The sequence below is a fragment of the Pseudomonas sp. R1-43-08 genome (assembly GCF_003852255.1).
Taxonomy (GTDB): Bacteria; Pseudomonadota; Gammaproteobacteria; order Pseudomonadales; family Pseudomonadaceae; genus Aquipseudomonas.
On sequence record NZ_CP027734.1, the window covers coordinates 4,065,492 to 4,086,197 of the forward strand.

Consider the following 20,706-nt stretch of genomic DNA (forward strand, 5'->3'; position numbering starts at 1 on the left):
CCGCTCTTGTGACGCAGAGCGTCACGGTATGCATGCCCACGCGGAGCGTGGGAACGATCTAACTGAGGTGACCATGAACAACTGGATCAGCGCCCTCGCCGACCTGCAGAACCAAGGCGAACCCTGCGTGCTCGTCACCATCATCGAAGAGCTTGGCTCCACGCCGCGCAACGCCGGCTCGAAGATGGTGATCAGCGCCGCCCACACCTTCGACACCATCGGCGGCGGGCACCTGGAATACAAGGCGACGCACATCGCCCGCGACATGCTTGCCCGTGGCCAGCAGAACACCCATCTGGAGCGTTTCAGCCTCGGCGCGAGCCTGGGCCAGTGCTGCGGCGGCGTGACGGTGCTGCTGTTCGAACCCATGGGCCAGGTGCAGGCGCAGATCGCGGTGTTTGGCGCCGGCCATGTGGGGCGTGCGCTGGTGCCGTTGCTGGCGAGCCTGCCGTGCCGGGTGCGCTGGATCGATTCGCGCGAGCAGGAGTTTCCGTCACACATCCCCCAGGGCGTGCGTAAAATCGTCAGCGAAGAGCCGGTCGACGAAATCGCCGACTTGCCGGCGGGCAGTTACTGCATCGTCATGACCCACAACCACGCACTGGACCTGGAGCTGACCGCCGCCCTGCTCAAGCGCAATGACTTTGCCTACTTCGGCCTGATCGGCTCCAAAACCAAACGGGTCAAGTTCGAACATCGCCTGCGCGATCGCGGCTTCGACACCGCGCACCTGCAACGCCTGCGCTGCCCGATGGGCCTCAGCGAGGTGAAGGGCAAATTGCCGGTAGAGATCGCCATTTCCATCGCCGGCGAAATCATCGCCACCTACAACGCCCATTTCGGCCAGCACACCGCCAGCGCCGAGCCCATCGCCAAATTGCTGCCGGTGTCACGCCGCAGCCAAGCCAAGAATTGAGATCAGCATGCCTTTGACCCGCAAAGCCTACCGTGCCGCCATCCTGCACAGCATCGCCGACCCCGCCGAGGTTGGCATCGACGCGTCCTATGAATATTTCGAAGACGGCCTGCTGGTGATCGACAACGGCCGGATCAGCGCGCTTGGCCACGCCAGCGACCTGCTGCCGACCCTGCCTGCCGATATCGACGTCACCCACTATCAGGATGCGCTGATCACCCCCGGCCTGATCGACACCCATATCCACCTGCCACAGACCGGCATGGTCGGCGCCTATGGCGAGCAGTTGCTGGACTGGCTCAACACCTACACCTTCCCGTGTGAAAGCCAATTCGCTGACAAGACGCACGCTGACGAAGTGGCGGATATTTTCATCAAGGAACTGCTGCGCAACGGCACCACCACCGCGCTGGTGTTCGGCAGCGTGCACCCGCAGTCGGTGAACGCGTTCTTCGAAGCCGCCGAAAAACTCGACCTGCGCATGATCGCAGGCAAAGTGATGATGGACCGCAACGCGCCGGATTATCTGACCGACACGCCGGAATCCGGCTACCAGGAAAGCAAGGCACTGATCGAGCGCTGGCACGGCAAGGGCCGCCTGCATTATGCGGTCACGCCACGTTTCGCCCCCACCAGCACGCCGGAGCAACTGGCATTGGCCGGGCAACTGCTGGGGGAATACCCGGACCTGTACCTGCAGACCCACATCAGTGAGAACAAGCAGGAAGTCGAATGGGTGAAGGCGTTGTTTCCAGAGCGCAACGGCTATCTGGATGTGTACGATCACTACAAACTGCTCGGCGAACGCTCAGTGTTTGCCCATGGCGTGCACCTGTGCGACGACGAATGCGCGCGGCTGGCAGAAACCGGCTCGGCCGTGGCGTTCTGCCCGACCTCGAACCTGTTCCTCGGCAGTGGCCTGTTCAACCTGCCGATGGCCGAGAAGCACAAATTGAATGTGGGCCTGGGCACCGACGTGGGCGGCGGCACCAGCTTCTCGCTCCTGCAAACCTTGAATGAAGCCTACAAGGTCATGCAGTTGCAGGGTGCGCGGTTGAGTCCATTCAAGTCGCTGTACCTGGCCACCCTGGGCGGTGCGCGCGCGCTGCGCCTGGAAGACAAGATCGGCACCTTGCAACCGGGCACGGATGCGGACTTCCTGGTACTGGACTACAACGCCACGCCGTTGCTGAGCTATCGCTTGAAACAGGCGAATAACATTGCCGAGACGTTGTTTGTGTTGATGACCCTGGGGGATGATCGGACGGTGTTGCAGACCTATGCGGCGGGGCAACTGGTGCACCAGCGCTGATCTCAGCGACACCACAAAACAAATGTGGGAGGGGGCTTGCTCCCGATAGCGGTCGGTCAGTAACAAATATGTTGTCTGACACACCGCAATCGGGAGCAAGCCCCCTCCCACATTTTTATCCCAGGTGAGTCAGGGAAGTTACAGTTTTACCGACGAGCGCCCTGGCTTCTTGGTCTGCAACAAATGCGAGAACACCGCATGCAGATCATCCGACGCGCTCTCCTCATCGAGGTTGAGCTTGCTGTCGATGTGATCCATGTGATGCATCATCAAATCCACCGCCAGTACCGCGTCCCGGGCTTCGATTGCGTCGATCAGTTGGGTGTGTTCATCGTAGGAACAGTGCGAGCGGTTGCCGCTTTCGTACTGGGCGATGATCAAGGAAGTCTGGGACACCAGGCTGCGCTGGAAGCTGATCAGCGGCGCATTCTTCGCCGCTTCAGCCAGCTTCAAGTGGAATTCGCCGGAGAGGCGGATGCCGGCGCCGCGGTCGCCACGGGAGAAACTGTCGCGTTCGTCGTTGACCATCTGGCGCAACTGGGCCAGTTGCTCAGCGGTAGCGTGCTGCACCGCCAGCTCGGTGATCGCCCGCTCCACCAGGCGCCGCGCCATGAACACTTGGCGGGCCTCGTCGACGCTCGGGCTGGCGACGACCGCGCCACGATTGGGCCGCAGCAGCACCACGCCTTCATGGGCCAGGCGCGACAAGGCGCGGCGAATGATGGTGCGGCTCACGCCGAAGATTTCGCCCAGTGCCTCTTCACTCAATTTGGTGCCGGGTGCCAGGCGTTGTTCGAGGATCGCCTCGAAGATATGCGCATACACGATATCGTCCTGGGTTCCGCTGCGACCGGCCTTGCCGGCTCGCGGTTGTTTCTTGAGAGGTTGCAACTGTTCGTTCATGGGCACTCGGGTTTGGAGAACGGCGGCGAATTAACGGTAATACGGCAACAGCGGGTCGCTGGCAAGTATCACCTGAAAACAGGGCACATTGTACACAACCCACTGCGCCAACACACTGTACGGCTGTTTGCGGCGTCGGCTGTATTGCAATGAGTCGTTGCGTTTGAGTTTAGGCTTGAATCCGCAACTTCTCTTGCACAAGGAACATCTTTCCATGACCGACGCCACCCAAGCGCCCTTGCGCCCGCTGGCCGACACTTCGCCTTCGGCCATCGTCGCCGGCTTCATCGCCATGATGACCGGCTACACCAGCTCGCTGGTGCTGATGTTCCAGGCCGGCCAGGCCGCCGGTTTGACCACGGCGCAGATTTCGTCGTGGATCTGGGCGCTTTCCATCGGCATGGCGGTGTGCAGCATCGGCCTGTCCCTGCGCTATCGCACGCCGATCACCATTGCCTGGTCCACCCCCGGCGCGGCACTGTTGATCACCAGCCTGGGCGGGGTCACCTACGGCGAGGCCATCGGCGCCTACATCACCTGCGCGGTGCTGGTGACGATCTGCGGGCTGACCGGCAGCTTTGAGAAACTGGTCAAGCGCATCCCCGCCTCACTGGCGGCGGCGTTGCTGGCGGGGATTCTGTTCAAGATCGGCAGCGAAATTTTCGTCGCCGCACAGCATCGCACCGGCCTGGTGCTGGGGATGTTTTTCACTTACCTGGTCATCAAGCGCCTGTCGCCGCGTTATGCCGTGCTGGCTGCACTGGTGATCGGCACCCTGCTGTCGGGCTTGATGGGGCTGCTGGACTTCAGCGGCTTTCACCTGGAAGTCGCGGCACCGGTGTGGACCACGCCGCACTTCTCACTGGCGGCGACCATCAGTATCGGCATCCCGCTGTTCGTGGTGGCGATGACCTCGCAAAACATGCCGGGTATCGCCGTGCTGCGCGCCGACGGCTACAGCGTGCCGGCCTCGCCATTGATCACCACCACCGGCCTCGCCTCACTGGTGTTGGCGCCCTTTGGCTCCCACGGCATCAACCTGGCGGCGATTAGCGCGGCGATCTGCACCGGGCCGCACGCCCATGAAGACCGCAACAAGCGCTACACCGCCGCCGTATGGTGCGGGGTGTTCTACGGGATTGCCGGGGTGTTCGGCGCCACCTTGGCGGCACTGTTCGCAGCGTTGCCCAAGGAACTGGTGCTGTCGATCGCGGCCCTGGCGTTGTTTGGCTCGATCATCAATGGCCTGAGCATCGCCATGAATGAGCCGAAGGAACGGGAAGCGGCGCTGATTACCTTCATGGTCACCGCGTCAGGCTTGACGCTGTTTTCCATCGGTTCGGCGTTCTGGGGAATTGTGGCGGGGGTGTTGACGCTGTTGATCCTGAACGGACGCAAGGCATAAAAAAACGGCGACCCTCACGTCGCCGTTTTTTTCAGTATCACTTAGCCGCGTTGATCGGCTTTTCCGGATACCACACGTCCAGCAACGGGCTGACGTCAGCCTTGGTCAGCTCGGAACGGGTTTTCAGCCAGGCTTCGACAGCAGCACGCTGCTCTTCGGAGACCGAGCCGCGCTTCTGCAGGCAAACCAGACCGTAGTCATCGCCGCCCACATAGCCCAGACCGTTGGCTTCCATGGCTTCTTTGATGAATGCTTCGAGGAAAGCGTCGATAGCTTCTTCACTCAGGCCTTCTTTGAAGTCCAGGTTCAGTTCGAAACCCAGCTCTTGAAATTCATCAACGCACAGTTTTTTGCGCAGACGCTGGGAACGGTTAGTCGCCATTGGAACAATCCTCATAAGTAATAACGGGCGGCACTTTAGCAGTTTAAGGCGGCAATTGCCCGACTCTCTGGGACGGGCGGCGCTTAAGCGATAAAAAAACCCCGATTCCCCGCTATCGTTCAGCTACACGTAAGCTCCGCTTGGGGCATAATGCCGACACTTTCATGACCAATGAGGGATTTTCTTCCATACCCCTCGCCTTTTTCACCCTTCTCAGCAGTAGGGTTTTATTTCTTATGATCAAATCTTTACGTTCTGTTTTCCTCGCCGGTGTTCTCCTGCCACTGGCCGTTTGCGCCACCGCCGCACCCGTCAACAACACCCTGCCCCCCAGCGTTGCCCAGGCCCTCCAGAAGGCAAAATTGCAAAACACCGCATTGTCCCTGGTGATGCTGCCCTTGAACGGCCCCGGTACGCCGACCGTGTTCAATGCCGACGTGTCGGTGAACCCGGCCTCCACCATGAAACTGGTGACGACCTACGCGGCCCTGGAGATGCTCGGCCCCAACCACCAGTGGAAAACCGAGTTCTACACCGACGGCGTACTCAGCGGCGGCGTGTTGCGCGGCAACCTGTACCTCAAGGGCGGCGGCGATCCCAAGCTGAATATGGAAAAACTCTGGCTGTTGATGCGCGACCTGCGCGCCAATGGCGTACAGCAGGTCACCGGCGACCTGGTGCTGGACCGCAACTTCTTCCACCAGCCGCAATTGCCGGAGTTCAATGACGACGGCAACGACGAGAACAAGCCGTTCCTGGTCAAGCCCGATGCGCTGCTGGTCAACCTCAAAGCCCTGCGCTTCGTGACACGCAACGATGCCGGGCGGGTGATCGTGTCGGTCGAGCCGCCGATTGCGAGCATTCGCATCGACAACCAGGTGAAAGTCTCCAACGCCAAACAGTGCACTGGCGACGTGCGCTACAGCCCGATGACCGCCGCCGATGGCAGTATGACCGTGACCGTCAGTGGCCAGTTGGCGGACGGCTGCAGTTCGCAGACCTATCTGTCGCTGCTCGACCATGCCACCTACACCGCCGGCGCCGTGCGTGCGATCTGGAAGGAATTGGGCGGCACCATCCAGGGTCGCGATATCCAGGCGCCAGTGCCCAAGGATGCCAAGGTCCTGGCCCGGGCATTCTCGCCGGACCTGGCGGAAATCATCCGCGACATCAATAAATACAGTAACAACACCATGGCCCAGCAACTGTTCCTGAGCCTGGGCGCGCAGTTTCGCAACGATGCCGATGGCGACGATGCGAAGGCCGCGCAACGCGTAGTACGTCAGTGGCTGGCGAAAAAAGGCATTACCGCACCCCACCTGGTGATGGAGAACGGTTCCGGCCTGTCCCGCGCCGAACGGATCAGCGCCCGCGAAATGGCGGCCATGCTGCAAGCGGCCTGGAAAAGCCCCTACGCCGCCGAGTACATCAGCTCGCTGCCGATTGCCGGCACCGACGGCACCATGCGTAAACGCCTGAAGACCACCGCCATGCGCGGCGAAGCCCATGTGAAGACCGGAACCTTGAACACCGTGCGCGCCATCGCAGGCTTCAGCCGTGACAACAACGGCAACACCTGGGCGGTGGTGGCGATTCTCAACGACTCCAAGCCGTGGGGCGCGTCGTCGGTGCTGGACCAAGTGCTGCTGGACCTGTATCGCCAGCCGAAGGCGGTTGCAGCCGCGCCAGTGCTCTAGCGTTATTCAACGCCGCTGCCACAGAGCTCCACCCGGTCCCTGCCCGTCTGCTTGGCGGTATACACCGCCGAGTCCGCGCGCAGCAGCAACCCGTCAATGCCTTCATCGACACGCCAGCTGGCCACCCCAAAGCTGGCGGTGACGATGCCCGCCGGCGCCATCGGCGTGCTGCGCAACGACTGCCACAACTGCGTCGCCAAGTGGTAAGCCTGGGCGCCATCGGTGTGCGGGCATAGCACCACGAATTCTTCCCCACCCAACCGACAGAACACGTCGGTGCGGCGCAAGCGTTGGCTGATTCGCCTGCACAGCTCCTGCAACACACCGTCCCCGGCGCCGTGCCCGTACTGGTCGTTGACCCGCTTGAAGTGGTCGACATCCAGCATGATCACCGACAGCGCCCCAGACGTACGGGTGTGGCGCAGCAGTTCGGCTTTCATGCGGTCCTGGAAATAGCGGCGATTGTGGATGCCCGTCAGGGAGTCAGTGATGGACAGCGTGCGCAACTCTTCTTCCACGCGCTTGAGGTCAGAAATATCCGACACATAACCGTGCCACAACGTACCGCCGCCGGGTAATTCCTCCGGCGTGGCCTCGCCACGAATCCAGCGCAGGCCGCGCTGGGGCAACTGCACGCGATACTCTTCGCGCCAATGGCTCAATTGCAGCGCCGACAAACGTATCGACGCGCGTACCCGCTCAAGGTCCAGGGGGTGAATGCGTTCCAGGACCTTGCCCGCATCCTGCTGCAACACGCCAAGCTCGATCTCATAGATATCGCGCATGCCTTCGCTGGCGTAAATGAAGCGCCAGCTGTTGCGGGGCTCCAGGGTGAACTGGAAGATGCCGCCAGGCACATGGGCACTGAGCTTTTTCAGCAAGCGATCGCGCGCGGCCAACGCTTCATAGGCGCGCTTCTGCTCAGTGACATCCAGGTAAATCGCCAAGTGCCCGACCCACAGGCCATGGTCATCCAGCAACACCGTGACCAGCATATTTACGGTCAACGGGCTGCCGTCCTCGCGCACCAGCGTCCACTCGCGGGCATCCTGTTGACCGTCGGGACTTTCCACCAGCATCGCCTGGCTCGGCGCGATACGCTTGCCCAGCGCCACACTCAAACGCATGGCGCGGGTCTCGAGCTCGGCGGCCAGGTGCAGGCGCTCCAACGTCAGGCGGCCCACCACTTGCTCGCCCTTGAACCCCAGCATCCGCTCGGCCCCGGCATTGAACATGTTGATGACACCGCGCAAGTCCGTGGCAATGATTGCAACGTGCGTCGCCGCATTCAGCACGCTGCGCAATTGACCGTGCGCGCCCCGCAGTTCCTGTTCACGCAGGCGCAACTGAGCGGTACGCTGCTCCACCAGGGTCAGCGCCCGCTGGCGTTGGCTGACCAACACATAAAGCAAGGCACTGAGCAGCACACTCAGCAGCACGCCCATGATCAGTATGGTGTTGGTCGAGGAATGGTTGGCCTTGTCGAATACCTCACTGGCACGCAGGCTCAGCGCGTAGACGTGGTCACCGAGGGTAAGACGTCGGGCGGCGACAAGGTCGCTGCCGCCCGGCGCATTGCTGGACGCATACAGCACACGCTGCTCAGTGTCGGAGGTGTCGACGAACTGCATCGCCAGGTTATCCCGGTTTGCCTTAGGCATCCCATCGGCCACCAGCTGGCGAATGCTGATCACTGCCATGACATAGCCAACCGGTTGGGCATCGACCGTCTTGCTGACCGGCGCCACCAACAGTACCCCTGCGGCATAGGCCGGTTCCACGCCCACCAATTGCATGGGCTGGGACACCGCCACCTTGCCGCTTTTTTGCGCACGCTCCAGCACAGCGCGCCGCAGGGGTTGGGCCAGCAGATCAAAACCCAACGGCGAGCCCAACAGACTTTGAGTCTGGCTGTATAACACCGGTACATATTCATCGCGCTCGGAAGCGGGCGCCAACTCACCTGCCGAATTCAGTTCACGGATGTTGAAAGGTACGCCGCGCTGGCGCGAGATGTCCTGTTCAAACCGGCTGCGCTGATCCCGAGGCACACGCGGCGCCCAGGCATAGGCACGCGCATGCAACAACAAAGGCTGGGCGAAGCCGTCAAATTCGCTGCGCGATACCTCGCTGGAATTGACGAAGAAGCGGCGCAGGCTATCCAGGCGCAGCTCTTGGTCTTCGAAGCGCTCCTGAATCCGGCTGTAGCGCTCGTTAACCAGCAACTGGAAGCGCTGGCGCACCTGCTGCTGGTTAAAGTCGGCAGCGGCCCACGCGATAACCAGGGTCAGCGCGCCACCGATTGCCAGCACCACCAATGCCACCAGCCAAGCCGATGCCTGTTCACTGATAAAGCCAAGGATCTTCGGGCGTACGGCTTGCATTGGCATAGGCGATACTCACAACGCCAGCGTGCGGGGTTTTTCACTTTGGCTGGACGTTAAGTTATAGCCATCGGTCGGGGGTTTGACCAGCGTAAATACGGCGGGCGCCTGCTGTGGCGAGGGAGCTTGCCCCCTCGCCACACGTATCAGCGTGCGGTAATTTTCCAGGCGCGGTGGATCTTGGCGTTACGCGCGAAATCCGGGTCGATGGTCTTGTCGCTGATCTCCTCGACCGCATAGCGTTGGCTGAGGTTGTCTTCCAGCTGGAACTTGCGGAAGTTGTTCGAGAAGTACAGCACGCCGCCCGGCGCCAGGCGCGCCATGGCCAGGTCGAGCAATTGCACGTGGTCACGCTGCACGTCGAAAATGCCTTCCATGCGCTTGGAATTGGAGAAGGTCGGCGGGTCGATGAAAATCATGTCGAACTCATCGCGACTGGCTTCCAGCCACGCCATTACATCGCCTTGTTCCAGGCGGTTCTTGTCGGAAAAGCCGTTGAGGGAGAAGTTGCGACGCGCCCAGTCCAGGTAGGTCTTGGACAAATCGACACTGGTGGTGCTGCGCGCGCCACCCTTGGCCGCATGTACGCTGGCGGTGGCGGTGTAGCAATACAGGTTGAGGAAACGCTTGCCCGCCGCTTCCTTCTGAATGCGCAGGCGCATCGGGCGGTGGTCGAGGAACAGGCCGGTGTCCAGGTAGTCGGTGAGGTTGACCAGCAGCTTCACGCCACCTTCGCTGACCTCGGTGAACTTGCCCTGGGCGCTCTGACGCTCGTATTGCTTGGTGCCGCTCTGACGCTCGCGACGCTTGACCACCACGCGACTTTTGTCGACGTTCAGTGCCTGGGGAATCGCCGCGAGCGCGTCAAACATGCGCGCCGAGGCTTTTTCGGGGTCGATGGACTTCGGCGCGGCGTATTCCTGCACATGCACCCAATCGTGATACAGGTCGATAGCCATGGAGTACTCCGGCATATCGGCGTCGTACACGCGGTAACAATCCACGCCCTCACGCTTGGCCCACTTGCCCAGCAGCTTGAGGTTCTTCTGCAGACGGTTGGCAAACATCTGCCCGCCTTCGCTCAAGCGGGCCTGCTCGACCACCGGGGCCGGGGCTGGCTTGATCGGGTTGCCGTTCTTGTTGTACTGACGCTCCACCGGCTCGGTCGGGGCCTGGTCGTAAGCCGCTTGCTCACGTTCAGCCTGGCGCTGCTCCGGGGTACGACGCTCGCCGGTGACAAACTGATCCGGGTTGACCTTGATCAGCAACAATTTGCACGGCAACGCGCCGTTCCAGAACGAATACTGTTTGTGGCTGCGGATGCCCATGCGCTTGCCCAGGTCCGGCGCGCCGGTGAACACTGCGGCTTCCCAGCCCATGCAAGCCTGGCGCAGACGCTCGCCAAGGTTCTGGTAGAGGTACAACAGGCTGGCCTCGTCCCCCAAACGCTCGCCGTACGGCGGGTTGCAGATCACCAGGCCTTTCTGGTTCTGGTCCGGGCGCGGCTCGAACGTGCCGACTTCGCCCTGGTACACCTTGATCCAGTGGCTCAGGCCGGCGCGCTCGATGTTGTTGCGGGCCGGCTGGATCAGGCGCGGATCGGCTTCATAGCCACGCACCCACAGCGGGGTTTTGTTCATGCCGATAGCGGCACGTTCGGTGGCCTCGGCGTGCAGCTTCTTCCACAACGCCGGGACGTGTCCGAGCCACGTGGTGAAGCCCCACAGTTCGCGATTGAGGTTGGGCGCCATGTCGGCGGCGATCATTGCGCCTTCGACCAGGAAGGTGCCGACGCCGCACATCGGGTCGGTCAATGCGCCGCCTTCGGCAGCGATGCGCGGCCAGCCGGCGCGGATCAGGATCGCGGCCGCCAGGTTTTCCTTCAACGGCGCGGCACCCTGCTGCAGGCGGTAGCCGCGCTGGTGCAGGCTGTGGCCGGACAGGTCCAGGGACAGGATGGCTTCGCCACGGTCAAGGCGCAGGTGGATGCGCAGGTCCGGGTTGATCTTGTCGATGGACGGACGTTCGCCAGTCGGGGTGCGCAGCTTGTCGACGATTGCATCCTTGACCTTCAGCGCGCCGAAGTGGGTGTTGTCGATGCCCGAGCCGTGACCGCTGAACTCCACCGCCAGCGTACCGTCGCTGACCATGTGGTCGGCCCATTCGATATCCAGCACGCCGTGGTAGAGGTCTTCGGCGTCCTTCATCGGGAAGCGCTTGAGCACCAGCAACACCCGGTTGGCCAGACGCGACCACAGGCACAGGCGGTAGGCGGTTTCCATGTCGGCCATGCCGCGCACGGCCGAGGTGTGCTCGCGGGCGTCCTCAAGGCCAAGCCCGACGGCTTCCTCGATCAGCAGGCCTTCGAGGCCCTTGGGGCAGGTGAGGAAGAGTTCAAAACGGTCCGACATGGGGTATTCCAGGCTTTTCAGCAATCAATGAACGGGCGACGCATCGCCGGTTCGGTTTTCAATCAAGCACTTTTCTTGAAGAGTGCTCGCGTGGCACGAATGTGCCGCTCCACCTCGTCTGACGGGCCTTTGGGCCTTTATTGACGGGGCAGAAGAAGAATTTGAAGCAACAAAAAGAAATATTCCGACCCTTCGTCGAATAATAACCGACTGCAACAGGTGGGCATTCTCACCCAAGGATTAAACACATTCTCTTCGCAGGGCACATCATAGCTGGCTTTGCCTAGGAAAAGGGGCGAAAAGCCATCCCAGCTTATGGCTATAGCATCGTTATCGTTACGTGCTTATGACAAAACGATCATTGAATCCATGTGACCTATTGGTTAGAACTCAACACAGGTTGGCGCCGTAACGACGCCGACACATCGGCTCGCCACGCCGGCAGCGAGCCCACCAACGGCAGAAAAACTCTGCCCGGCCTCACACGAGGCCGAAGGATATCTAGACAGTCAACAAGTGAGGGAAACACCCTATGAGAAGACTTAAGCGTGATCCGTTGGAAAGAGCATTTTTACGCGGATATCAATATGGCGTTCATGGAAAATCCCGTGAGCTTTGCCCATTTACTCTACCGTCGGTGCGCCAAGCCTGGATCAATGGCTGGCGAGAAGGACGAGGCGACAACTGGGACGGTATGACTGGCACTGCGGGTATCCACAGACTCAACGAACTTCACGCCGTCGGCTAATCAGGGCACTTAATTCCGACACATCAACTTGAATATGTAGCGATTTAACCACGCACGTCCTATCCGGGCGGCGGGCTTCGGCCCAGGGGCTCCTTTATGGAGCCCTTTTTATTGCCCGTGTCAGACAAGCGCCCTCAGCGCAGGGCGGCGATCGCGTCCACCGATTCGCGAATCAGCGCGGGGCCTTTGTAGATGAAACCGGAGTACAGCTGCACCAGGCTTGCGCCCGCCGCGATCTTTTCAGCCGCGTGCTTGCCTTCGGTGATCCCCCCCACAGCGATGATCGGCAAGCGCCCCGCCAGTTCGGCCGCCAGCACCTTGACGATATGGGTGCTTTTGTCCCGTACCGGCGCGCCGGACAGACCGCCCGCCTCGTCACCGTGAGCGAGGCCTTCGACGCCCATACGGCTGAGGGTGGTGTTGGTCGCGATCACCGCATCCATGCCCGCGTTCATCAGGGCCTGGGCCACCAGCACGGTTTCTTCATCGCTCATATCGGGAGCGATCTTGATCGCCAATGGCACCCGCTTGCCGTGGCGCACTGCCAGGTCTTCCTGGCGCTGACGCAATGCTTCGAGCAATTGCTTGAGGGAGTCGCCGAACTGCAGGCTGCGCAAGCCCGGGGTATTGGGCGAGCTGACGTTGACGGTGACGTAGCTGGCGTGGGCGTAGACCTTGTCCAGGCAGATCAGGTAATCGTCCACCGCACGCTCTACCGGCGTGTCGAAATTCTTGCCGATGTTGATACCGAGGATGCCCTTGTACTTCGCCGCCTGAACCCGTGACAACAAATGGTCCACACCCAGATTGTTGAAGCCCATGCGGTTGATGATCGCCTCGGCTTCCGGCAGGCGGAAGATCCGGGGCTTGGGGTTGCCCGGTTGCGGCCGAGGCGTCACGGTGCCGATTTCGACGAAACCGAAACCCAACTGCGCAAACCCGTCGATTGCCGCACCGTTCTTGTCCAGGCCGGCCGCCAGCCCGACCGGATTGGGAAATTCAAGGCCCATCACCGACACCGGTACTTTCGCCGCAGCCTTGCATACCAGGCCATTGAGCCCCAGGCGGCCACCGGCACCGATCAGGTCCAGGGACAGATCGTGGGAGGTTTCCGGGGAGAGTTTGAACAACAGCTGGCGGGCCAGGGTATACATGGGCGGGCTAGACTCGGATGGCGGCGAAAGGTGGCGCGATTATAGCCGGGGACACACGCTGCATGCGAGGCGTGCCGCCCAATCGTCAATTACGATGGGCCATCAGTGCCTCATAACGGGCCCAGACTTTTTCGGCGTAGCGCATGCGCAACGCGTCACGCTCCGCCCCGGCGCCCGCTCCCACATTGTAAGAACCCACCGCTGTCCAGTTATAGCCGAAACGCTGAACGAACCCGGCAAGAATCGAGGCACCGACCTCCACCGACAAACACGGCTCGCTCAACAGCCGCTCTTCGGTAATGCCCAGCTTGAGCAGGCGAGGCAGGTGACTGCTGTTGATTTGCATCAAGCCGATATCATGCGTGCCATTAGCGTTGGCATAGTTGATCGCTTCTGCGCGGTACCCCGACTCTACCGCTGCGATGGCCTGCAGCAACTCTGGCTCGAAGTCGTAACGACGCGCCACTTCATCCCAGCAGTAGGCCAGGGCCTGGTTGCTGCCCATCAACAAGCCCAGCATCAGGCCCCTGCCCCACACTTTAAACACTGCTGATCTGCCCGCACGCCGAACACACGTGCATGACGTGCTTGGGCTCAGCGTTCCGGACCTGCACAGGGCAGGTAAAACGGTAGCCCTTGCCATACACGGTCTTGATAAACCCTTTGTCGGCCTTCAAGTGTCTACGCAAGGCGTAGATGCAACGTGTCAATGACTCATCAGCCACCTCGCCCCGGGGCCAGGCAAGCGCCAACAAGCGGTCCTTGGTCATCAACGAACCGCCGGAAACCAGCAACAGTCGGAGCACGCTCCCCTCTTTGGGCGGCAGTTGAATATCGGTTTCCCTACCCGTGAGCCGACCATCTTCATGCAAGGTCCAGTGAGCGAAAACCAGGGAATTTGTCGATTCTTCAATCCCGATGTCCATAAGGCGTCCTGCACATTCGACTGCTGACATTCAAATCCTTCTTGCTGTGACGGCTCACTCGCCCGATGCCATGACTATAAAAACCTGTCTCGCATATCACGCTAGGAAAAACCCTATTCAGTCAGCGTTTTTCAGCGTCTCGTTGTAAGACAGTTCACCACTCAACCCGAACGAGGTATCCATTCCTGATACACCTCATGCAACTCAACGCCTAACCGGTCCTCCAGCTGCACCAACTCACCCACAGCCATCAACTGCCCGTTGACCCGCACCTCCACGCAGTGGATGACCTCAGGCGCCAACGGCAACACTTTCCCCGGCGCAAACGCAGCCAGACGCTTACGGCTGATCAATTGCTCCTGCAGCAGTATTTCCAGGTACATGGACAAACGCCTTTTATTCAGGGGGAACGCTCGCGGCCCGGCCTTACGAACGCACGTTGCACACGCTCATATTGCGCAGCCGTCAACGGCGGCGGCCCGGCCGGAGGCTTCGATTCGTCACGGCCCACATCCACCCGCCATGACGAGATTTCATTCAGTTGTTTGGGAACATCCAATTCATCTACCAGCTTCTCGATCAGGCTTACCTGGGCCGGCTTGCCTTTGATCAAGAGGCTGTTGGTGTCCGCATAGGCGATCAGCGTCAGGTTCTTGTCCGCCAGCGGGCCCTTCTGCTCGCTGGCCAGCAGGCCTTGAATGATGGAGGCCATCCCCGGCACGCTGACCTTGCTCGCGCCGCTGCCATACTGCCGATCCTCGACGTGGGTATTGAATACCTGCACCACCCCGAAGGCGTGCGTGCCCACGCGCAGCTCACTGCGTTGGCGGTCTGTCAATTGCGCCAGCCGCAGCACTTGGTTGACATAGCTGGGTGGCCCGGACACGTAGAAGGTACGCACCCCGCTGTCGCGCAAGGGATAGCGCGATTCATCCAGCCCCGTTCGGCGCAGGATGCCGCGCAGTCGGTTGACTGAGATGTACCGCAACGCCACCACGGAGGTTCTCGCTTCGGTTGCGTTGTAGACGTGCACCGATTGCCCGTCGCTGTGCCAGATCAGGCCTTCACGCCGGGCCAGCGCTTCAAGGACCTGTTGGGGCGCCTCGAAATCGAAGGTCCCGCTGACACGCCTGGGCGCCGCCTCCCGACTGACCACCACAGGCAGACCCAGGGGCACCGACAATGCAGCGAAAAAACTGTCCAGGCTTTCATCGCTGGCCTGATACGGCTCGCCCCAGGCAACCCGGCTGAGCAGCAACAGCACCACCCACAGCAGCGTGCTACCGAGGCAGTGGCGGTTCGTCGGAATGGGAGATTCAGCATGCACCTTGGTTTTCCTGGGGCGGTAGAACGCGAAAGAGCGGCCATACTGAGAGGCAGGCGAGGTTCAATCATGATGAAAAGCTGACGGCTGCCCCATGGCATGTGCCTTGCTATGCACTCTCTATCAGGGCGCGCGCCAACGACGGAGCGGGCCTACGGACAAAGGCGTCGTTTCCCTGTAATGGCTGGTATCGCCATCCGAGGAAGCGACGCTTTTTTTTGAGAGAAAAGGTAGGTGTGGATGAACGATTCGGTCGGCAACAGCCCGGTGACCCCGGCGCTGGCCTGGGTAAACGGCAGTGACGCGCCGGAAAAGAGCAGTCTCGACCTGGGGTTCATGGCCTTGACTGATTGCGCCTCGCTGGTGGTCGCCGCCACCCAGGGATTTGCGCAACCCTACGGCCTCACGCTGAACCTCAAGCGTCAAACGTCCTGGGCCAACTTGCGCGACAAACTGGTCAGCGGTGAGCTGGACGCCGCCCATAGCCTGTACGGGCTGATCTATGCCGTGCACCTGGGCATCGGCGGCGTTGCTCCGAGCCCGATGGCGGTGCTGATGGGGCTGAACCAGAACGGGCAGAGCATCAACCTGTCCCGTGGGCTGCAACAGCAAGGCGTGGTCACTCCTGAGGCATTGGAGCGCCACGTGCACCAAAGCCGCACAAAACTCACCTTCGCCCAGACCTTTCCCACCGGCACCCACGCCATGTGGCTGTATTACTGGCTGGCAAGCCAGGGCATCCACCCGCTGCGGGACGTGGACAGCGTGGTGGTCCCCCCGCCGCAAATGGTTGCGCACCTGCAAGCCGGTCGTATCGACGGCCTGTGCGTCGGTGAACCCTGGTGCGCCAGCGCCGTCAAGCAGAACCAGGGCTTCACCCTGGCGACCAGCCAGTCGATCTGGCCGAATCATCCGGAAAAGGTCCTGGGCTGTACCCAAGCCTTCGTCGACCAATACCCCAATACCGCCCGTGTGCTGGTGATGGCGATTCTCGAAGCCAGCCGCTTTATCGAAGCGAGCACGCAAAACCGTCGCTCCACCGCCCAGCTGCTCAGCGCCCGCGAGTACCTCGACGCGCCGCTGGACTGTATCGAACCTCGCCTGCTGGGCAATTACGACGATGGCCTGGGCAACCAGTGGCAGGACCCGCATGCGCTGCGTTTTTTCGACGATGGCGCGGTCAACCTGCCCTACCTCTGCGACGGCATGTGGTTCATGACCCAGTTTCGCCGCTGGGGCTTGTTGCGCGAAGACCCGGACTACCTCGACGTTGCCCGCCAGGTGCAACAACTGGAGGTGTACCGTCAAGCCGCCAGCGCCGTCGGCGTCCCACCCCATGACGAAGACATGCGCAGCAGCCAGTTGATCGACGGCAAGGTCTGGGACGGCTCCGACCCCGCCGGCTATGCCCGCAGCTTCCGTCTGCACGCCATGGCGGACGACACCAGCCGCCAAGCGCTGCGCTGACAGGAGCACGACCATGCTGCGAATCCTGTTGATCAACGACACCCCGCGCAAAGTCGGCCGGCTCAAGGCCGCGCTGACCGAGGCCGGCTTCGAGGTGATCGATGAATCGGGCCTGACCATCGACTTGCCCGCGCGCGTCGAAACGGTGCGCCCTGACGTGATCCTGATCGATACCGAGTCACCCGGCCGCGATGTGATGGAACAGGTGGTGCTGGTCAGCCGCGATCAACCCCGCCCTATCGTGATGTTTACCGACGAGCACGACCCGAATGTCATGCGCCAGGCGATCAAGTCCGGGGTCAGTGCCTACATCGTCGAAGGCATCCAGGCCCAGCGCCTGCAACCGATCCTCGATGTGGCCATGGCACGCTTCGAAAGCGACCAGGCCCTGCGCGCCCAGCTTCACGCCCGTGATCAACAGTTGGCGGAGCGCAAGCGCATCGAGCTGGCCAAAGGTCTGCTGATGAAAATGAAGGACTGCAATGAGGAAGAGGCCTACACCCTCATGCGCCGCCAGGCCATGAGCCGCCAGCAGAAACTGATCCAGGTCGCCGAACAGATTATTGCCATGAGCGAATTGCTCGGGTGATGTGGCGCGGCTCTTGCTAAAGAACCTCTACAGGTAGCCAACGGCGGTTGCCCAATCCACGACAAAGACGTCGCACACCCGGTTTGCCCTCGCGAACCCGGTGGCGGCGTTTTTTCGTTTTAGACCCAACCGTTGAGGTGCGTGATGAAATCAAGCTTCTGGAAATCCGGGCACACCCCGACCCTGTTTGCCGCGTTCCTGTATTTCGACCTGAGCTTCATGGTCTGGTACCTGCTGGGCCCGCTGGCGGTACAGATTGCCGCCGACCTGCACCTGACCACTCAACAGCGCGGCCTGGTGGTCGCCACGCCGATCCTGGCGGGCGCGGTGTTGCGCTTTCTCATGGGCATGCTGGCCGACAAGCTGTCGCCCAAGACCGCCGGGCTGATCGGCCAGGTGATTGTCATTGTCGCGTTGTTCTGCGCCTGGAAGCTGGGCATTCACAGCTACGAGCAAGCCCTGCTGCTGGGCCTGTTCCTCGGCATGGCCGGTGCCTCGTTTGCCGTCGCCCTGCCGCTGGCCTCGCAATGGTACCCGGCCGAGCACCAAGGCAAAGCCATGGGCATCGCCGGCGCCGGCAACTCCGGCACTGTGTTTGCCGCGTTGCTGGCACCGGTACTGGCGGCGGCCTTTGGCTGGAGCAATGTGTTCGGCTTCGCGTTGATTCCGCTGATTCTTACCCTGATCGTGTTCGCCTGGCTCGCCCGCAATGCCCCGCAACGCCCGAAAGCCAAGTCGATGGCCGACTACTTCAAAGCCTTGGGTGATCGCGACAGTTGGTGGTTCATGTTCTTCTACAGCGTGACCTTTGGCGGCTTCATCGGCCTGGCCAGTGCCCTGCCCGGCTACTTCAACGACCAGTACGGCCTGAGCCCGGTGACCGCCGGCTACTACACCGCGGCCTGTGTCTTCGGTGGCAGCCTGATGCGCCCCTTGGGCGGTGCCCTGGCGGACCGTTTCGGCGGGATCAAGACCCTGCTCGGCATGTACAGCGTGGCGGTGATCTGCATCGCGGCGGTGGGTTTCAACCTGCCCAGTTCCTACGCCGCGCTGGCGCTTTTCGTCTGCACCATGCTCGGCCTTGGCGCCGGGAATGGCGCGGTATTCCAACTGGTGCCACAGCGTTTTCGCAGTGAGATCGGCGTGATGACCGGCTTGATCGGCATGGCCGGCGGCATTGGCGGCTTTGTGCTGGCGGCCGGCATGGGTGCGATCAAGCAGAGTACCGGCAGTTACCAGGTGGCCCTGTGGCTGTTCGCCAGCCTCGGCGTGCTGGCCTGGTTTGGCCTGCACGGCGTCAAGCGTCGCTGGAGAACCACCTGGGGCTCGGCTGCCGTGACCGCCGCGCGCGTCTGATGAGCCTGCAACTGAGCGTCGCCCAGGCCAGTGCGATCGGCCCACGGGCAGAAAACCAGGACGCGCTGCGGGTGGTCACGCCCATGGCGGAACTGGCGGCGAGCAAAGGCTACCTGTGCGCGTTGGCCGACGGTGTCAGCCAATGCGCCGATGGCGGCCTGGCCGCACGCTCGACCTTGCAGGCGCTGGCCCTGGACTACTACGCCACGCCGCAGACCTGGGGCGTGGCCCAGGCGCTGGAACGTTTACTGGTCGCGCAGAATCGCTGGCTGCAAGCCAATGGCGGCGGTCAGCCGCTGCTGACCACCCTCAGCGCCCTGGTGTTTCGCGGCCAGCGTTTCACCCTGGCCCACGTCGGCGATTGCCGCGCCTATCGCTGGCTGGACGGCGAGCTGCAGCGCATCAGCGAAGACCATGTGTGGGAACAACCGGGCATGCAGCATGTGCTCAAGCGTGCCCTCGGCCTGGACCAACATTTGGTGCTGGATTTTCTCGACGGGGAACTGCGCGCCGGCGAGTGCTTCCTGCTGCTCAGTGACGGGGTCTGGGCCACGTTGGGCGACCACAGCATCCGCGCGATTCTGCGCGAACAAAGCGACCTGGACCTGGCGGTCAACACCCTGGTGAATGCCGCGCACTTGGCAGGAAGCCAGGACAATGCCAGCGCCTTGCTGGTACGCATCGACGCACTCGGCGCCGCCACGCTGGGCGATGCACTGGTGCAGTTGCAGCAGTGGCCGCTGCCGCCGCTGCTCAAGGCCGGGCAACGCTTCGAAGGTTGGCAGGTGCACAGCCTGTTGGCGCAGAGCCGACAGTCATTGCTGTATCGGGTAGAGGATGATCAGCAGCGCCCCTGGTTGCTGAAAACCTTGCCGCTCAATCGCGAAACCGATACGGACGCCGCCCAGGCCCTGCTCTCGGAAGAATGGTTTCTGCGCCGGGTCGCCGGCCGCGCGTTCCCTGAAGTGCATGCCGCCAGCGGGCGTCAGCATTTGTACTACGTGATGCGTGAATATCCGGGGCAAACCCTGGCCGAGCTGTTCAAGCGCCAGGGCCCCTTGCCCCTGGCTCAATGGCAGTCCATCGCCGAGCGTTTGCTGCGCGCGATCGGCCTGCTGCATCGGCGGCAGATCCTGCACCGCGATATCAAGCCGGAAAACCTGTTGCTGGGGGACGATGGCGAACTGCGCGTGCTGGATTTCGGCCTGGCCTACTGCCCAGGGCTGTCCGAAGACCGTGCGCATGTGCTGCCCGGCACCCCGAGTTTTATCGCGCCGGAGTCGTTCAATGGCGAGCGGCCTACGGCGCAACAGGATTTGTATAGCGTCGGCGTCACGCTCTATTACCTGCTGACCGGCCACTATCCCTACGGCGAAATCGAAGCCTTCCAACGTCCGCGCTTCACTCAGGCGGTCAGCGCCAGCCGCTACCGTCCCGACTTGCCCGACTGGTTGCCCGCGAGCCTCGAACGGGCCGTGGCCGCGCAACCGCAGCAACGTTATGAAACCGCCGAAGAATGGCTGCTGGTGCTGGAACAGGCCGACCGCCGTGAGCTGAGCGTGCGCGCCCGCCCCTTGCTGGAGCGTGAACCGCTGAAGGTCTGGCAAACCCTGGCGATGGCTTCGCTGCTGATCAATCTGGTGCTGCTCTACTGGCTATTGCACCACTAACGGGCAAAACCCTGCGGCATTCGGGTTAAACGCTCAATAAAACCAGGGACATCGGCACTTGG

At 61.8% G+C, this 20,706-nt stretch carries 17 protein-coding genes and 1 pseudogene; 9 read left to right on the forward strand and 9 right to left on the reverse strand.

The features are described from left to right. Nucleotides 1-73 precede the first annotated feature (73 nt). A complete protein-coding gene (xdhC, locus tag C4J87_RS18560) occupies nt 74-916 on the forward strand; it encodes a xanthine dehydrogenase accessory protein XdhC (RefSeq protein ID WP_124367944.1) in 843 nt (280 codons plus the stop codon). A gap of 7 nt (nt 917-923) precedes the next feature. After that, complete coding sequence (guaD, locus tag C4J87_RS18565) at nt 924-2,228, forward strand: guanine deaminase (protein WP_124367945.1); 1,305 nt, start codon at nt 924-926, stop codon at nt 2,226-2,228. 138 nt (nt 2,229-2,366) lie between these two features. Here guaD and C4J87_RS18570 read toward each other — a convergent pair whose 3' ends face one another. Then, the gene (locus C4J87_RS18570) at nt 2,367-3,131 is read right to left on the reverse strand and encodes a GntR family transcriptional regulator (protein WP_124363916.1); all 765 of its coding nucleotides are present in this window, start codon (nt 3,129-3,131) and stop codon (nt 2,367-2,369) included. Nucleotides 3,132-3,345: 214 nt separating this feature from the next. Between C4J87_RS18570 and C4J87_RS18575 the strand changes: the two genes are divergently transcribed. Further along, nucleotides 3,346-4,536 carry a benzoate/H(+) symporter BenE family transporter gene (locus C4J87_RS18575; protein WP_124367946.1) on the forward strand — a complete coding sequence of 397 codons (1,191 nt, stop codon included), beginning with the start codon at nt 3,346-3,348 and terminating at the stop codon, nt 4,534-4,536. A 37-nt stretch (nt 4,537-4,573) separates the two neighbouring features. Here the strand turns inward: C4J87_RS18575 and C4J87_RS18580 are convergent, their stop codons facing one another. Continuing rightward, nucleotides 4,574-4,918, reverse strand: a complete 345-nt coding sequence (locus tag C4J87_RS18580) for a YggL family protein (RefSeq protein WP_124367947.1) — start codon at nt 4,916-4,918, stop codon at nt 4,574-4,576. Nucleotides 4,919-5,154: 236 nt separating this feature from the next. Here C4J87_RS18580 and dacB point away from each other — a divergent pair, with 236 nt between their 5' ends. Then, a complete protein-coding gene (gene dacB / locus C4J87_RS18585) occupies nt 5,155-6,615 on the forward strand; it encodes a D-alanyl-D-alanine carboxypeptidase/D-alanyl-D-alanine-endopeptidase (protein ID WP_124367948.1) in 1,461 nt (486 codons plus the stop codon). Between the two features lie 2 nt (nt 6,616-6,617). Here dacB and C4J87_RS18590 read toward each other — a convergent pair whose 3' ends face one another. Together C4J87_RS18590 and rlmKL are read right to left on the reverse strand one after the other, a co-directional pair. Beyond that, the gene (locus C4J87_RS18590) at nt 6,618-9,005 is read right to left on the reverse strand and encodes a GGDEF domain-containing protein (protein WP_124367949.1); all 2,388 of its coding nucleotides are present in this window, start codon (nt 9,003-9,005) and stop codon (nt 6,618-6,620) included. Between the two features lie 140 nt (nt 9,006-9,145). Further along, nucleotides 9,146-11,410 carry a bifunctional 23S rRNA (guanine(2069)-N(7))-methyltransferase RlmK/23S rRNA (guanine(2445)-N(2))-methyltransferase RlmL gene (rlmKL, locus tag C4J87_RS18595; protein ID WP_124367950.1) on the reverse strand — a complete coding sequence of 755 codons (2,265 nt, stop codon included), beginning with the start codon at nt 11,408-11,410 and terminating at the stop codon, nt 9,146-9,148. A gap of 532 nt (nt 11,411-11,942) precedes the next feature. Here rlmKL and rmf point away from each other — a divergent pair. Beyond that, the gene (gene rmf, locus C4J87_RS18600; RefSeq protein WP_002553055.1) at nt 11,943-12,158 is read left to right on the forward strand and encodes a ribosome modulation factor; all 216 of its coding nucleotides are present in this window, start codon (nt 11,943-11,945) and stop codon (nt 12,156-12,158) included. 134 nt (nt 12,159-12,292) lie between these two features. Here rmf and C4J87_RS18605 read toward each other — a convergent pair whose 3' ends face one another. The 5 genes and pseudogenes from C4J87_RS18605 to C4J87_RS18625 form a co-directional block, all read right to left on the reverse strand. Continuing rightward, nucleotides 12,293-13,312 carry a quinone-dependent dihydroorotate dehydrogenase gene (locus C4J87_RS18605; protein ID WP_124367951.1) on the reverse strand — a complete coding sequence of 340 codons (1,020 nt, stop codon included), beginning with the start codon at nt 13,310-13,312 and terminating at the stop codon, nt 12,293-12,295. 85 nt (nt 13,313-13,397) lie between these two features. Further along, nucleotides 13,398-13,832, reverse strand: coding sequence for a transglycosylase SLT domain-containing protein (locus C4J87_RS18610; protein WP_256657796.1), 435 nt, complete (start codon nt 13,830-13,832; stop codon nt 13,398-13,400). A 19-nt stretch (nt 13,833-13,851) separates the two neighbouring features. Further along, on the reverse strand, nt 13,852-14,238 hold the full coding sequence (locus C4J87_RS18615) for a winged helix-turn-helix domain-containing protein (protein ID WP_124363924.1): 387 nt from the start codon (nt 14,236-14,238) through the stop codon (nt 13,852-13,854). A gap of 161 nt (nt 14,239-14,399) precedes the next feature. Beyond that, nucleotides 14,400-14,621, reverse strand: coding sequence for a FliM/FliN family flagellar motor switch protein (locus tag C4J87_RS18620; protein ID WP_124363925.1), 222 nt, complete (start codon nt 14,619-14,621; stop codon nt 14,400-14,402). Between the two features lie 107 nt (nt 14,622-14,728). Further along, nucleotides 14,729-15,565: pseudogene (locus C4J87_RS18625) on the reverse strand (secretin N-terminal domain-containing protein); the annotation flags it as partial. Between the two features lie 237 nt (nt 15,566-15,802). Here C4J87_RS18625 and C4J87_RS18630 point away from each other — a divergent pair. The 4 genes from C4J87_RS18630 to C4J87_RS18645 all read left to right on the forward strand — a co-directional run bounded on the left by C4J87_RS18630 (nt 15,803) and on the right by C4J87_RS18645 (nt 20,644). Then, the gene (locus tag C4J87_RS18630; RefSeq protein WP_124367952.1) at nt 15,803-17,029 is read left to right on the forward strand and encodes a CmpA/NrtA family ABC transporter substrate-binding protein; all 1,227 of its coding nucleotides are present in this window, start codon (nt 15,803-15,805) and stop codon (nt 17,027-17,029) included. 13 nt (nt 17,030-17,042) lie between these two features. Further along, nucleotides 17,043-17,618 carry an ANTAR domain-containing response regulator gene (locus C4J87_RS18635; protein WP_057721200.1) on the forward strand — a complete coding sequence of 192 codons (576 nt, stop codon included), beginning with the start codon at nt 17,043-17,045 and terminating at the stop codon, nt 17,616-17,618. A 144-nt stretch (nt 17,619-17,762) separates the two neighbouring features. Next, nucleotides 17,763-18,974, forward strand: a complete 1,212-nt coding sequence (locus C4J87_RS18640) for a NarK/NasA family nitrate transporter (protein WP_124367953.1) — start codon at nt 17,763-17,765, stop codon at nt 18,972-18,974. Beyond that, a complete protein-coding gene (locus C4J87_RS18645) occupies nt 18,974-20,644 on the forward strand; it encodes a bifunctional protein-serine/threonine kinase/phosphatase (RefSeq protein ID WP_124367954.1) in 1,671 nt (556 codons plus the stop codon). The genes C4J87_RS18640 and C4J87_RS18645 overlap by 1 nt, the downstream gene beginning before the upstream one ends. Nucleotides 20,645-20,706 lie beyond the last annotated feature (62 nt).